Below are 13,777 nucleotides of genomic sequence, written 5' to 3'. Positions count from 1 at the left end.
ATCCTCGATACGGCCGTTTCAGGCTGACGTCGAGCGGGAAAGTGACGACGATTCCCGACGCTGATTCTTTTTCACGATAGATTCCTGTCGACCCTCTTCACTATTGAGATAGAGCGACCAGCCCATCCCCATCACCAGCCAGAAATACCAGTTGAAGGCCAGATAGGACAGCATGTTGTCAGAGGCTGAAACGACGAGATATTCGATCAGGGTACAGATGAGAATGACGCCGCCCAGAGAGTCATGTTTCTGATAGCGGATCAATACCCGCAACACCTGGTAGAAGATGGCAAGGTAGGCCACCATGCCTACCACCCCGGTATCAAAGAACCACTGAACGAACACGCTGTGTGCGCCCCAATTGACCCCGCCAGCCAGCGGGAAGAATAACGGCGAATAGAAAGGAAATGCTTCAACACCGTAGCCGAACAGATAGCGTGAGGGGCTCATCCAGTTCAGCCCGGAACTCCAGAGATAGGTCCGCCATGCAAAGGAATTGAGCTTGGCATAAGTGGTTACGGTATTACCGCTGTCGAGCTGCAGGATACGCTCCTGCACGCTGGGGACCAACATCGCGAGCGTCGCCAGTACCAGCATGTAGACCAGATAGCGCCGTTCATACTTGATCCCATACAGCAGGAAGATCAGGAAACAGGCCACCCAAGCACTACGCGTCTGGGTCAGCAGGAGCAATACAAATAAAACGCCAAGATAACCCGCCAGCGTAAAGCGCTGGAATTGGTCCAACTTAAATTGAGCACTCTTGATGACATAGAGTCCAAGCGCGATGACCAGCGTCAGATAGAACGCGAAGATGTTTGGATGACCAAATGTACTTTGCAGTCGGAAACCGCTGAGGCCACCGCGCGCATTCAAGACTGTGCTTATGATTCCGTAGGTGGCAGGAATGAGTGACGATGCAACCACCAGCAGAATCATGGAGCGGAATTGCTCTGGTGTGCGTACCACATAGAAAGCACACACAAAGACTGCGAAATACGAGCACAGGCCCAGGACGATCTTCAGTGCCGCGCCTCTGTCAGGTGAGACCACCATTCCAATTGTTGCGATGCCCAGCAATATCAGCCAAGGCATCCACGCCTTGCGAGGAAGAAGTTTGGGCTTTTCAACCACGAAGAGAAAGGCGATCAGTATGATCAAGGCGTTGATCGCACCGCCCAGGCCCAGGGAAAATCCACCGCCAGATCCTACCCGTGTGGACTCGAGAACAATATCACCAGAGGCGCGCAACAACAGTACGCACAGCAGCAACAAGCGTTTGTTGAACAGGAACAGTCCTCCCAGCAGCAGCAATACCGGCAACGCCGCCAACTTGGCAAAGCTGCCATCGAGCGCAGCTGCCATTACCGGGAGCACCAAACCGAATACCACCGCGATTGCGCAGGCGACGAGCAAAAGTACGATCTGTGAAGATTGCAGGTTGATTCTTCTCATCATTTTTCCTCGGTCAGTATGACCGCAATTTTCACCTTTCAAACAGCCGCAATATCCCTGCTCGGTGAGCACGGCGTAGCTTGGGCGATCAAGACAGACGGTGTTTCGCCCCTGTCCATTCGATACAAGCCCATCCCGCACCACCGCGAATCATCGATATACGCTGGCTTGGGCTTACGTGGGAGTCAGTAATCCCGGATGCGTGTCGTGCATGACGCGGTCCAGATCCTTCAAGAATTGTTCTTGCAACGCAAAGGCATGCGCCTGGTCGTCCGGATCCTGCAAGAGGCTTGATGCACGGACCAGAATGCCATCCGATACGCGTCCGCTCATGCCGTCCTTGAATATCTTCCACCGTGCGGCCAGTCCACCGCTGGGAAAACCATCACCAATGCGCACCCAGTAACTGACCGCCTCTTGCCGCCCCTTGTTGCTGGCAACAAAACGTGAACCGACGATCTGCGGCCCGTCAGCGCGTGTCTGCATGGTCATCGGACGCCCATCTGTCAGGGTGAAACCCTGGGCCACGTAGCACACCTCCGGCAGGTGGATCTTGACGTCCTGACTCTGCTCGGCGGCATAGGCCAGTGCCAGCATGACCATTTCGCCTTGCCGGTTGACGTAGGTCCGACCAAGCACATCATCGTAGGGCTGATCCGCATTGCGTCCAGTTCCATCGTCCAACCCGACATTGACCTGCAAGAACGGCGACGGCACCTCGCGCCACTGGCCGAACTGCGTCGGCACGATCAACGAGAACTTGGCAGTCTTCACTACCGGCGTCATATGCGGAACCAGCATCCCTGCCACCACCACAGACAAAGCCATGACAATTGCTACCGGAATGGCCAGCCGGATATTCATGGTGAATTTTTCGCGGCCACTGTTGTGCGTGGCCGAGCGGGCCCGCTGTACCGCAACCGGGACTGCATGCCCTCGGAAGTTGGCATAACGTACCGCGATCCAGCGGAGCAATCCATCCAGCGCGATGATCAGGCCCAGCGCTACCAGAAACAGCAGCATGCCGGCAAAACCGTGGAGGAATCCCTGTCCGGCGGCATCGCCCATGTAGAAGGTAATGAGCGCGAGCACCATCACCCGCACCGTGTTGGCGGTAAAGGAAATGGGAACGATCAGCACTGCCAGCAGCACATTGCGCAGCAGTGATTGATGGCGCACCAGATTCATGTAAAGCAGGCCCAGCGCCTCCAGGGTGAATAGTGAATTCAGCCCAGCACAAGCATCGGCAACCAGCAGCTGATACGGCCCGATGTAGAGAATGACGCCACTGCGGGCGACCGGGTATCCCAGCAGGCGCAACACATGCTCCGACACGTAGGACACGCCAATCTTGAGTGGCTGCGTGAGCAGGTCCACGACCGATGCCGGCAGAGGCACCATGAAGAGCATGAAGAAGAATGCAAACCACAGACGGCTGCAGGTACGAACCCCGAACTGCAGCAGCACGATCCCCATCAGGATCGGAATGAGCGAACCGGCCTCCATGAACAGCACGGTCTGAGAGCGACCCAGCACAAAGCACAGCAGGCCCAGCGCCAAGAAGAAAATCCCGGGCACCGGCGCCGGTCGGCGCTCGATGAGCCCCTCCTCCAGCAATTGCCTGACGCGCACGAACATGTAGCAGCAGGCCACGGCCAGGACAATAGGACCGTGTGCGTTACGTTCGGTCCCCCACGCACCGTGAAAGAGGTCGATGAAACTGGGGATGTACATCGCCGCCAGGCCCGCCGCCATGACGATCCAAGGTATGCCGGAGAAACGTTGCTCAGACGTCGGACGGAAGGTATCGGCGGTCATCGGACTCTTTCTGGCGGTTCAAGAAGGCTCAGAACTCGTTGACGACACTGCCGACAACTGCGACATGCGCACTGGTCATATGTTCGGCCAGGGTACGTACTGCCGAAATATGGGTGACGTGAGTACGCACTACCATCAGGCTGGCGCCAGCGCGTGCGGAAATCATGTTGCCGTCGGCGTATTGGGTGCCGGACGGGGTATCTATCAGGATGACATCGAAATCCTGAGCGAAGTCCGTGAGCATCTGCGTAAAATTGGGGCGCCCCAGCAGTTCTTGTGGGTTGGGCGGCGTCGGGCCAGCGGGCAAGACCGTCAGGTCGAGCAGGTCCGGCACACGCTGCAAGGCATCGGCCACGGTGCAACGACCGGCAATTACGCCGGACAATCCGTTGCGATTATCCAGACCGAACAGCTCATGCTGGCAAGGCTTGCGCATATCGGCATCGATCAGCAGGGTACGCTCACCGAGCTGCGAGAACACCACCGCCAGGTTGGAAGCGATGAAGCTGCGCCCTTCCCCGCTCTCCGGGCTGACGATAGCCAATGCCTTGTGCTTGGCATCGACATCGAACCAGCGCACCATCAACTGGCTGCGCAGCGCGCGCAGTGCCTCAACCTGCTTGCTGAAGGGATTGTAGGCAGCGACCACCTTCTCACTGACCTTGCTTTCCCCCTTGAGCAGGTAGGGATAGTCGAATTGGCGTGACAGTGCCTGGTCAATATCGGACTGGCTCAGCAAGCCCAACTGGATTGCAGCATCTCCGAAGCGCAGACCACGCTCGCGCTGCAAGCGCAGAATGCGCTCGGCGTTCTCGGGGGAGAGCTTGCCGCTATCCACCAGAATCGCACCGATGGAACGGTTCGGCAGGGATGCACCTTCATTGAAGGTCAACGTTGCAGTAGTCATGTTATTCCCGGGAAATCATATTTTTATTGACGGTAGAAGCTGAGTGGCATCAGGCCGGCTTGGAACGTCCGAAACCGAAGCGTCGACGACTGCTTGCTGTGGCAGGCCCGGAAATGGCACCCAGTACCGGCAGTCCCAGCTCCTCCACCAGATCATGTTCGGAACGCACGCGACGATTGGTCAGCTCCAGACCCAGTGCCGCCATCACACCCAGAATGGTGCCGACGAAGATCGCCAAAACCAGATTGACCAGGATGCGCGGGCTGGAGGGATATGGCGGCGGCACGGCAGCCGACAGCAGTGAAATGTCCGACTGGTTCGACTGTCCTTCCAGGTTGGTCTGGGCGAAACGCTGGCTAGTGAGCTCGTAGGCGCGCTGGGCACTCTCCAGCTCACGGCTCAGCACCGCGAGTTCATCGCGCGTACGATTCATCTCCAGCACTTTGCGCTTTTGCGCTTCAAATTCAGCACGGATCTCTGCTTCGCGTTTTGCCAGAATCGTTGCATTGCTGCCCACTGACGCCGAAATGGAACTGGTCGCAGCGGCCAGTTGCGCACGCAAGCCATCTCGCTCGGCCTTGGCTGCCTGATAATCCGGGTGGTTCACGCCCAAACGCTTGGCGGCTTGTTCGAAGCGAGCTTCAGAGGCGGCCAGATTGGACTTGAGCGTCTGAATGAGCGCATTGGCATTGACATCGGGCGACTCGCCCGCTCCGCCACCAGCGGCCTGACGGCGACGCGATTCGGCTTCAGACAGCGCCGCTTGGGCCATCACCAGTTGCGTCGACAGATCGTTGAGGCGATTGGTCTCCACATCGGTACGATTATCGATGTTGGTGATGCCATGCTCTTCCTGATACTTCGACAGCTTGACCTGTGCCTGCTCATAGGCGTCGCGCAAGACCTTTACCTGATCATTGAAGTAGGAAGATGCCTTGCGCGTGGGATCGAGCTTGAGCTGCATGCTCACCTTCTGGTAAGCCGCTGCAAAGGCGTTGGCAACCAGTGCGGCAAATTGCGGATCTTCGGCCTTGAAGGTGATATCGATGACACTGCTTTCCTTGGATGCAACGGCATCGAGCTTGTGCAGCAAAATTCCGGCGAGCCAGTTGCGAATATCGAGGTCGCCATGATTATCGGCATTGTAGGCATCCTTGACTTCTTGCTGGTCAGCCAGTTTGAGGCTGTCGACGACGGCCAGAGCCACCGACGGGCTATTGATGATGGCTACCTGCGTCGGCATGAATCCGGGCAATGCCTGCGGTGAAACGACCAGGCCGGTGACCGGATCCGATGCCTTGTAGTTGAGCACGACGGAGGACGTTGCCCGGTATTGCTTGGGCAACACCAGACTGACCACGAGCGCCACTGCCACCGTAATCGAGAGAATGAGCAAGATGATCTTGCGATGCGCCTGAAGGATCAGAATAAATTGAGATAGATTCATGGGGTCACGCCTCCTGGTTGGCGTTGTACGCTAGCTAAAATAAAAATCACGGGGCCGCCGTTACCGCGGCCGACAATGTCAGAACCAGCTTTCCTTGACGTAGACGATGTCATCGGCCTGCAGCAGATCATCTTTCTTGACCGGGATTTCCTGCAGGTTGCCATCCGCATCGCGGCGCTTGACCGTGAGGCCGCGCTCGGTACCACGCTGCGTCAGACCACCGCCCACCGACAATGCCTGCAGAACGGTCGTACCGCGTTCCAGCTTGTAGACACCGGGACGCTGCACTTCGCCGTAAATGTAAAAACGCAGGGCGCGCTCAACATAGACAACGTCGTTGGCGACGACTTCGGGCAGGGTCGTGGTATCGCCGTTGTGCGTGATGGCATAGATGTCGACCAGTTGCTTGGTCACGCCTCCCTTGCCATCGTTGTGCACGATGGTGACGGCGTCACCACCATCGGGGGTAACGCCTCCCGCCAGGGCAATGACATCGGCGACATTGCGCCGTCCGTCCAGCGAATAGCGTCCAGGCTTGGTCACCTGCCCCAGCACCGAGACCATCTGACTTTGCGGAACAGTAACCAGAATGTTGACCTGCGGATTGTTCAGGTAACCGCCATTCTTGAGCAGACCTGCGATCTTGCTCTCCGCCTGGGCAGTAGAGAGCCCGCCGATCTTGACCTCGCCCACCAGCGGATAACTGATCACACCCGCCTCACTGATACGGGTTTCCAGAGTCAAGTCATCGCTGCCATACACCTTGACGCGAATCACGTCACCGGCGCCCAGCAGGATGTCATCGGCCTTGGCATACAAACTCCAGCTGGCAAGCATCAGGCCAATCAACAGGAACACAATTTTTCTCGTCATTGTCATTACTCCGCATCACATCAGGTTCTTGGTTCAGGCGTGAAGACGCCCGTTGTTCGTTCAGACTTGTTTATTTGAATCCAGCTACACCACGCGAGATCACGTCCTTGTTCACACTCTCGGGATCCTTGGCCTGGTCTTTCCCAGTAGAGGCCTCTGCGCCATTGGTCGGTGCAGAAAGATCCGCGAAGGACTTGGCCTGCTCCGAGTATTCGATCTTGGCCTCACCCTTGAGACGCTCCACCAGCTGCTCAGATGCCTGATTCTGCTTCTGGGTCACCAGGTACTGGATGATCTGGGGCGTTGCCACCGCCAGAGACAAGGGTGCATTCTTCACATCCTGCAGGGACGTCAGGATCGCCGTCTGACCTTCCAGCACGACGAACAGGGCACCACGGTCCATCGTCTTGAGACTGGTATTCATCTGCGGCGGCAGATCGGCCGAAGTCTTGACCACCTGTTGCCGCGCGTACTGGATGCGATGCGAATCCAGCCACGCTGCGACCTCATCCATGCGCTTGCCCGGTTGATTCATCAGCGCATTGAGCTCGGGCGTCAGATTGTTGCGCGCGATGACCAGTTGACCAAATTCATATTGCTTGCGCTGCGCAAACCAGTCCGGGTTCTTGCGGTAGAGATCCTCGATCTCCTGATCCAGCGGCCGAGTGGGCGCCTTCACCTTGCTCGCCACATAGCTCTGCGCCAGTACCAGGTTACGTGCTCGCTCCATATCGGCCAGCACTGCCGGATCGGTATCCAGCTTGTCCTTCTTGGCAGCATTGACCAGCAATTGTCGTGCCACCAGGCCCTCGAGCAACTGCTTGGTGACCTGGCTGCCACCTGTCTTCGCCAGTTCGTTGTTGACCTGGTGAATGGTAATTTCCTGCCCGTCCACATTGGCCACCACCTGGCTGGAGGAGGCCGACTTCTTCTCGCCACACGCCACCAGCGTCAGCAGCAGCATGGCCGATACGAGCGCCTTTGCTGCCATTGGATGATGCCGCCGAACTGCTTCCTTCCCGATTTTCATTTGTGCAAGCTTTCTTTTTCTGTGTCCCTTGTTGCCAGCGGCAATGGCTGGTTCGCGTGGCCTTTACCCTGGTGCAGGGCAGAACCGTCAGTAAGCGTTGTCGCGCTTGATCACCATGCGCACGGTCTGGAAGATGATCCACAGATCAAAGACCAGCGACCAGCGGCGCAGATATTCCAGGTCGAATTCGATACGGGCTTTCATCTTGTCGAGGGTCTCGGTCTCGCCACGCAGACCATTGACCTGCGCCCAACCAGTAATACCCGGTTTGACCTTGTGACGCAGCATGTAACCCTTGATCTGCTTGCGATAGAGCTCGTTGTGAGCCACCGCGTGCGGACGCGGGCCGACGATGCTCATGCGTCCCTGCAGCACATTGAAGAACTGTGGCAATTCATCCAGGGAACTGGATCGCAGGAAACCACCGATCTTGGTCAGCCGCATATCGCCCTTGGTAGCCTGAGTGACCTTGCCACCGTCTTCCATGACAGTCATCGAGCGGAATTTGTAGACCACGATCTCTTCGCCATCCAGACCGTAGCGGCGCTGCTTGAAGATGATCGGACCAGGAGAGGTCAGCTTGACGCAGATGGCAATGACCATCATCACCGGCAGCAACATCAGGAGGATGCAGGACGCCAGAATCAGGTCACTGACGCGCTTGACGACATTGTTGGTCCCGGTAAAGGGGGTCTCGCAGATGGCCATCACGGCCATGCCGCCAACGTAATCAAAGCGAGCCTGGATCAGATTGAAGATGTAGATGTCCGGGATGAAGTAGATCGAGGCAGTGGTGTCCTGCAACTCGTCGATCATCTGCAGCACGCGAGGCTGCGCGGAGATCGGCATGCTGATGTAGACCATGTTGATGTTGTTCTCACGCACGTAGGCCGCCACTTCCGACATCTTGCCGTGCAAGGGCGTGTAGGTGCCAGGCGGCTGACGATTGAGCTCGCGGTCATCGAAAAACCCCATCAGCTTGATCATCAGGGAGGGATACTTCTCCATGCGATCGGCCAGTTTCAATGCGGCCGGGTTGACACCGATGATGATGGCCTTGCGCACTTCACCCTTGGTATGCAGGTCACGCATCACGCGCGACTGCACATGCTGGGAAATGATCAGGCCAACAGGCGTGGTGACGACCCAGAAAAAAATCGCACGCAGGGAAAAGTGCTGGTAGAACTCGCAGATGTAGGCCACCACAACCAGCACCGCGGCCACGGCAATCCAGTCCAGTACCGGCGCGAAAGCCGATACGCCTTTCGGATTGCGGCGCAGACGACGCTCGTGGAATTCCGTAAAAAAATAGGAAGACAGGAAAAAGGCCATGATTGCCAGCACCCAGTAGTCTCCACTGAAGAAATGACCACTCAACCGGACCAGCACCCATAAATAAGCCACGATCAACGCCGGCTCGACAAAGCGCTTGAATACCATGGTCATGGCATTGGGCTTGACGTTGGCCAATGGCAAGCCATCATGCAGGTCGCTCATTTTCGGTGCCTCAGAATTCATAGCGCGATGTCAGAGAAATGCCGTTGGACAAATAACTAAAGCTGTTCAGATTGGACTGCAGATTCTCGCGATAGACCGCCAGCATCAGAGACAAGGAGGTCGTAGGCGAATAGGTCAAGCTCAGGCTGGCCTTTTCGTAGGTATCGCGACGATTGGAAGGCGTCACGCCAGTGATGATCGCTGCACCGTTGTAGTTGCGACGCTCGTAGTCCACCAGCCCGTCTACGCGTAGCTTCGCCGTCGGCAAATAAGTGGCGGCCAGACTGGCGCCAGTGGTCAACGCAAAATTGGCATCGACATCATTGACGCCACCGATTTCACGCCACAGGTTCGCTTTGAAACCAGTCTTGGCGGTTGCCGCCCAGTCACCGATGAGGCGAGCATTGAACCCGCGATAACCAGACCCGCTCGCCGCCGAATTGCGTTCACGCTGGGTGACACCACCGAGAAATTGCAACTTGGTCTTGGCGCTGTACAACCAGACGATCTTGGCCTTGTAGTCCTCCTGGGTGAAGGAGTTGTTGATCGTACTGGTGCCGATCACGGAATCAAACGGATAGTTGCCCGTCGTCCTGCGCACCTGTACGCCAGCAATACTGCCGCTGCGGGGGGTGTAATCGAGACCAAGCTCCGCGATGTTCTGCGTGAAGTTATTGGACTGCTGCGTCTGCAAGTCATACCCGAGCCCGAACCTCGATGCCTGTGCGCGCACCGTCCAGTCAGGATGCAGTTGCCAGGCCAGGTTGAAATACTTGGTACTCATCGTTCGGATGTTGGGCTCAAGCGACCGGAAATTCTGGAAGGGCGTCAGCGATCTCGAATAGACATAACCGAGATTGCCGGAGAGGCGCTCTCCAAGCACCCAGCCCCAATCGGCTTTCAGATCACGCGAGTCATTGTTGAACTGACTGAAATGATCAAAGGTATTCTTGGTCGCGCTTGCATCCAACTGGATATGCTGCTGACTGAGCATTTTGTCGATACGAATTCCGCCCTGCCGACTCTGCACGTTGTCCGACAGCTGGGGCGATCCCAACGCCGTGCGCGCAGCATCCGGACCACTCAAGCGCAACAAATTATCGTCATGCAAATACGAATACTGCACATACGGAACAACCACCTGACCGGGGTCTGCCGCGTATGCAAGAGGGCAAGCTGCCGACACCATCAGAGCGCATATTCGCACCCGGGCCTTGCGCTTGCTGCTATTGCGAAACTGCCGTGGCATCACGAATCAGAGCCCTTTCTTTTTTAGTTTTACTTTTGAAACAATGGCAATGTTTGGCGTCTGTATTGCTGCGTCGCAACACACGAAAATTTACTAGTAATCATGCAGCATTTTTGAAATTTAGGCAAAAAAATATGTACAACATTGCCACCCAGAAAAGAATGCGACAAGGATACGCGCCCCTGAATTCGCGGCAATCAGACAAGCGAGCATGGCCTTGTAGGACAAACGGCAAATTTGTAATTTGGCAACAAAATCGCAAAATCACATAAACTATTTATATCGCATTGCAACAAAAACTGAACGTTTATCTTGCGACAAGAGTCACAGCGCTTTCTCCACGCCTCCCGAGCCGCTAATATGGCCTGCCGGGATCTCTTGCGCCCCTCCCTCTTCTTTCATCTGATTCAATGAACTGGCACACCCTCACCTTCCTCGGCGACAGCACCATGACCATTCCGGGTGCCTGCATCCTGGCACTCTGGCTGGGGGTCAATCGCATGTGGCGTCAGATGTTCGCCTGGCTGCTCGCTTTCGGCACCGCGATGATGATCGTGGTCATCAGCAAGCTGCTTTTCATGGGCTGGGATATCAGCTTGCCGATGCTCAACTTCACCGGCTTGAGCGGCCATACCGCCTCTTCCAGCGCTCTTTATCTGTCGATTGCCCTGCTGCTCACCCAGGACACCACTGGCCTGCGTCGCGCCCTGGTACTGACACTGACCGCGCTCCTGGTCACCTCGGTGGGACTGTCACGTCTGATGATCAAGGTCCACTCCGAATCCGAAGTCCTGCTCGGCCTGCTGGTCGGCGCCGGCGCAGCCTGGGGCTTTGGCCTGTCACTACGGCAGTCGGCGCCACCCTTGCGTCATCTGCTGTTGCCCCTGGGCCTGGCGGCGGCCCTGATGATGACCGGCTTCAACAAGCCGGCGCCGACCCAGAGCTTCCTGCAGGAACTGGCCAAGCAGCTCTCCGGCCGCGCCGAGGTCTACATGCGCCATGAAGCGCTCTGATTCCCTTTCCCGCTTCCATGAAAAATGCCGTTCAGCATGGCGCTGAACGGCATTCTCGGTCACGCCCGCGCGAGCGCTCCCTGGCTCAAGCGGCCAGCATGGCCGGCGCAGCAAGGCGACGACGGCGCAACGCGGCTACTCCCACCACCACGATCAGGCCGGCCACCATCAATAGATACTCTTCTGGCTCGGGCACAGGAGCCACGGCAGAGAGGTTGCCGGTGAAGGACTGCAGGTGCAGTTCGCCATTCTGGGTGAGGCTGCTGACGAAGACGCCGCCTTCGATATTCTGGTTGTTGGTCAGGCTGGCGTGGGTCGCGAGAATGGAGCCGCCAAACTGGTTGTTGATGGTCAGGCTGGTCGCGTTGTAGAAGTTCCAGAGGATGGAGCTGCCCAGCGACTGTGCCTGTCCGCCCAGGAAGTTGGCACCGATGACCGCAGAACTGACGCTGGAATTGATGATGATGGTGCTGGCACCGTTGGCGGCAAAAGAAAACTCGCCCGCCGAAAACACCGAGGCGCTGGTGGTGTTATCCAGATTGAATACCGCTACCCCGTTGCTGTTGGCCACAGCCGTGAAGGTGGCCTTGTTGCCGGTGATCGACACCGTGCTGTTGCCGGTGGCACTCTTGAGCGTATTGGACAAGGTACCGAGCGTGCTGCCGAAATTGGTCGACGTCGCGGCATCCGCATTGGTCTGCATCAGCGTGCTGGGCGTGGAGGGGCGGCCACCGTTGAAGTTGGTCCCGCTGGTGCTGCCCGTCACATAGGCCGATCCATTGAGATTGCTGTTGCTCACCGCACCGGCGATATAGCTCGATCCGCTGTTGACGGTCGAATTGGTGAAGGAGCCACCGATATAGGAGCCCAGTCCGTTTACATGCACGTTGCTCGCACTGCCCATCACGGTCAGGCCGGCATAGCTCGAGGCCGGCGTACTGCCGACATGCTGCACGTAATCCCCGCCCGTGAGCGATCCTCCGATCCAGGCCCGACCATCCACGTGGGAGTTGGAGCTGGCGTCGCCCAGCACCACCAGATTGAACTGCTGCAGCGCCTCGGCACCGGTGAGCGACACCGTCGCCGCCTGAGCGGCAGCGCTGACACCGAGCGACAGGAAAGGCAGGACCGCAAAACCAGCCAGGACCGACTTCGAAAGACGTGACATGGAAAGTTACCCCTATAACGGATGCCGCCTGTACGTCGGGTCAGGGGGCAGCAGTGAATTGATGGCGCCAACAGACGCAAATCGACACAAATTGTTGTAAAGTTTTTATTAATTTTATGCTAACAGTTGTCGATTGATCAAGTAAAAATCTCGTCAATTCACGAACGTCATTTTTTTGCCACATTGATAATAATCAAGCTTCTGTCCACGCGCGTTGCGATCACGGCAGTCGCCTGGACATGTAGCGTGCATCGCCGCCATAGCTCGCCAGGCTGTCCTGCCCGTGCAGCAGCGCCTGGGTGTCCTCGACAAATCCGGCCGACTGCCAATAGGTGCTGGAGGCATGCACCGCGACCAGGGTAGCCCTGGGCAATCCTGCCCGTCTGCACAGTTGCAGCAATTGTTCCACCAGCGCACGCCCCAAGCCCGAGCCGCGCGCAGAGGGCAGCAGCGCAACGTCGTGCAGATGCAGACAATCAGCGGCCGGATCCAGGGCTTGCAACAGGGTGTTGAGCGCGGGAGGAACGCCATGACGGCCAGGGTGCATGAAGGCATAGCCGATGACTTCCTCGCCCTCGCCCGCCAGGGCGCTACGCACGGCAATCAGACAGCCGGGCGCAAACAGGGCCAGCCGTTCCGCAAAAACTTCTTCTGCTTCGAAGTAGCCGACGTGAACATCGGCGGCAATCGCCATCACGCGAGGCAGATCAGTCGCGCGCATGGGGCGCCATTGGTAATGACTCATGGAGTTCTCCTTGCTGATGGGACTCTGAAATGAAAACGCCACACGGCGACCCATGAGGGCCAGCGTGTGGCGCGTAAATAATGAAACAGCGGGATCGATGCCAGACTGGCAGCCTTGGTGAACCCGGTGAGATCCAGCGACCCCGGCCCGGCAACTATCCGTGCATGTCGATCAGGCGGTCGCCCCCGGCTTCAGGGTTTCCAGTACCGCCTGCAACTCCGCACGCAGTGCATCGATGGCCGCCTCATCCAGGCTGATGAGGGGACGCTGCGGCTCCTGCGGTTGTTCAGCTTCATGCGTTCCATCGAGCTTGTTGCGGGCACCGCTGATGGTGAAGCCCTGCTCATACAGCAGCTCGCGGATGCGGCGGATCAGCAGGACTTCGTGGTGCTGGTAATAGCGCCGGTTACCGCGTCGCTTGACCGGTTTGAGCTGGGTGAATTCCTGCTCCCAGTAGCGCAGCACATGCGGCTTCACGCCACACAGTTCACTGACCTCACCGATGGTGAAATAACGCTTGGCCGGGATGGGCGGCAAGACGATGGCCGCCGGTTTGTTGACACGATCGTTCATAA

12 protein-coding genes are annotated in these 13,777 nt (G+C 57.5%); 1 reads left to right on the top strand and 11 read right to left on the bottom strand.

Annotation, left to right across the window (positions count from 1 at the left end):
* Positions 1-18: 18 nt before the first annotated feature.
* The 8 genes from HNO82_RS00640 to epsL all read right to left on the bottom strand — a co-directional run bounded on the left by HNO82_RS00640 (position 19) and on the right by epsL (position 10,216).
* Entirely contained in the window at positions 19-1,455 is a 1,437-nt protein-coding gene (locus HNO82_RS00640) for an O-antigen ligase family protein (protein WP_175342420.1), read from the bottom strand.
* Positions 1,456-1,629: 174 nt separating this feature from the next.
* Positions 1,630-3,273: an exosortase B gene (gene xrtB, locus HNO82_RS00635; protein ID WP_175342419.1), complete on the bottom strand. Its 1,644-nt coding sequence runs from the start codon at positions 3,271-3,273 to the stop codon at positions 1,630-1,632.
* Between the two features lie 28 nt (positions 3,274-3,301).
* Complete coding sequence (gene epsG / locus HNO82_RS00630; RefSeq protein ID WP_008328052.1) at positions 3,302-4,180, bottom strand: chain length determinant protein tyrosine kinase EpsG; 879 nt, start codon at positions 4,178-4,180, stop codon at positions 3,302-3,304.
* Positions 4,181-4,229: 49 nt separating this feature from the next.
* Entirely contained in the window at positions 4,230-5,627 is a 1,398-nt protein-coding gene (gene epsF, locus HNO82_RS00625; protein ID WP_008328051.1) for a chain length determinant protein EpsF, read from the bottom strand.
* A 78-nt stretch (positions 5,628-5,705) separates the two neighbouring features.
* Positions 5,706-6,500: a polysaccharide export protein EpsE gene (epsE, locus tag HNO82_RS00620; RefSeq protein WP_008328050.1), complete on the bottom strand. Its 795-nt coding sequence runs from the start codon at positions 6,498-6,500 to the stop codon at positions 5,706-5,708.
* Between the two features lie 70 nt (positions 6,501-6,570).
* Positions 6,571-7,491 (bottom strand): EpsD family peptidyl-prolyl cis-trans isomerase, encoded by a 921-nt coding sequence (locus HNO82_RS00615; protein ID WP_249776896.1) that lies wholly within the window; start codon positions 7,489-7,491, stop codon positions 6,571-6,573.
* A 126-nt stretch (positions 7,492-7,617) separates the two neighbouring features.
* Positions 7,618-9,027: an undecaprenyl-phosphate glucose phosphotransferase gene (locus HNO82_RS00610; protein ID WP_008328048.1), complete on the bottom strand. Its 1,410-nt coding sequence runs from the start codon at positions 9,025-9,027 to the stop codon at positions 7,618-7,620.
* Between the two features lie 10 nt (positions 9,028-9,037).
* Positions 9,038-10,216: an XrtB/PEP-CTERM-associated polysaccharide biosynthesis outer membrane protein EpsL gene (epsL, locus tag HNO82_RS00605; protein ID WP_237713528.1), complete on the bottom strand. Its 1,179-nt coding sequence runs from the start codon at positions 10,214-10,216 to the stop codon at positions 9,038-9,040.
* Positions 10,217-10,686: 470 nt separating this feature from the next.
* On the opposite strand from epsL, the gene HNO82_RS00600 reads away from it, so the two are divergent.
* Positions 10,687-11,289 carry a phosphatase PAP2 family protein gene (locus HNO82_RS00600; protein ID WP_175342417.1) on the top strand — a complete coding sequence of 201 codons (603 nt, stop codon included), beginning with the start codon at positions 10,687-10,689 and terminating at the stop codon, positions 11,287-11,289.
* Positions 11,290-11,374: 85 nt separating this feature from the next.
* Here the strand turns inward: HNO82_RS00600 and HNO82_RS00595 are convergent, their stop codons facing one another.
* The 3 genes from HNO82_RS00595 to HNO82_RS00585 all read right to left on the bottom strand — a co-directional run bounded on the left by HNO82_RS00595 (position 11,375) and on the right by HNO82_RS00585 (position 13,775).
* Positions 11,375-12,457 (bottom strand): choice-of-anchor A family protein, encoded by a 1,083-nt coding sequence (locus HNO82_RS00595; protein WP_175342416.1) that lies wholly within the window; start codon positions 12,455-12,457, stop codon positions 11,375-11,377.
* A gap of 220 nt (positions 12,458-12,677) precedes the next feature.
* Complete coding sequence (locus HNO82_RS00590) at positions 12,678-13,202, bottom strand: GNAT family N-acetyltransferase (RefSeq protein WP_175342415.1); 525 nt, start codon at positions 13,200-13,202, stop codon at positions 12,678-12,680.
* A gap of 171 nt (positions 13,203-13,373) precedes the next feature.
* Complete coding sequence (locus tag HNO82_RS00585) at positions 13,374-13,775, bottom strand: MerR family transcriptional regulator (RefSeq protein ID WP_008328037.1); 402 nt, start codon at positions 13,773-13,775, stop codon at positions 13,374-13,376.
* Positions 13,776-13,777: the final 2 nt, after the last annotated feature.

This window comes from Herbaspirillum sp. C9C3 (genome assembly GCF_013359625.1).
Taxonomy (GTDB): Bacteria; Pseudomonadota; Gammaproteobacteria; order Burkholderiales; family Burkholderiaceae_D; genus Herbaspirillum.
The sequence above is the reverse complement of the archived record's forward strand: the minus strand, read 5'-3'. Positions and strand labels throughout refer to the sequence as shown.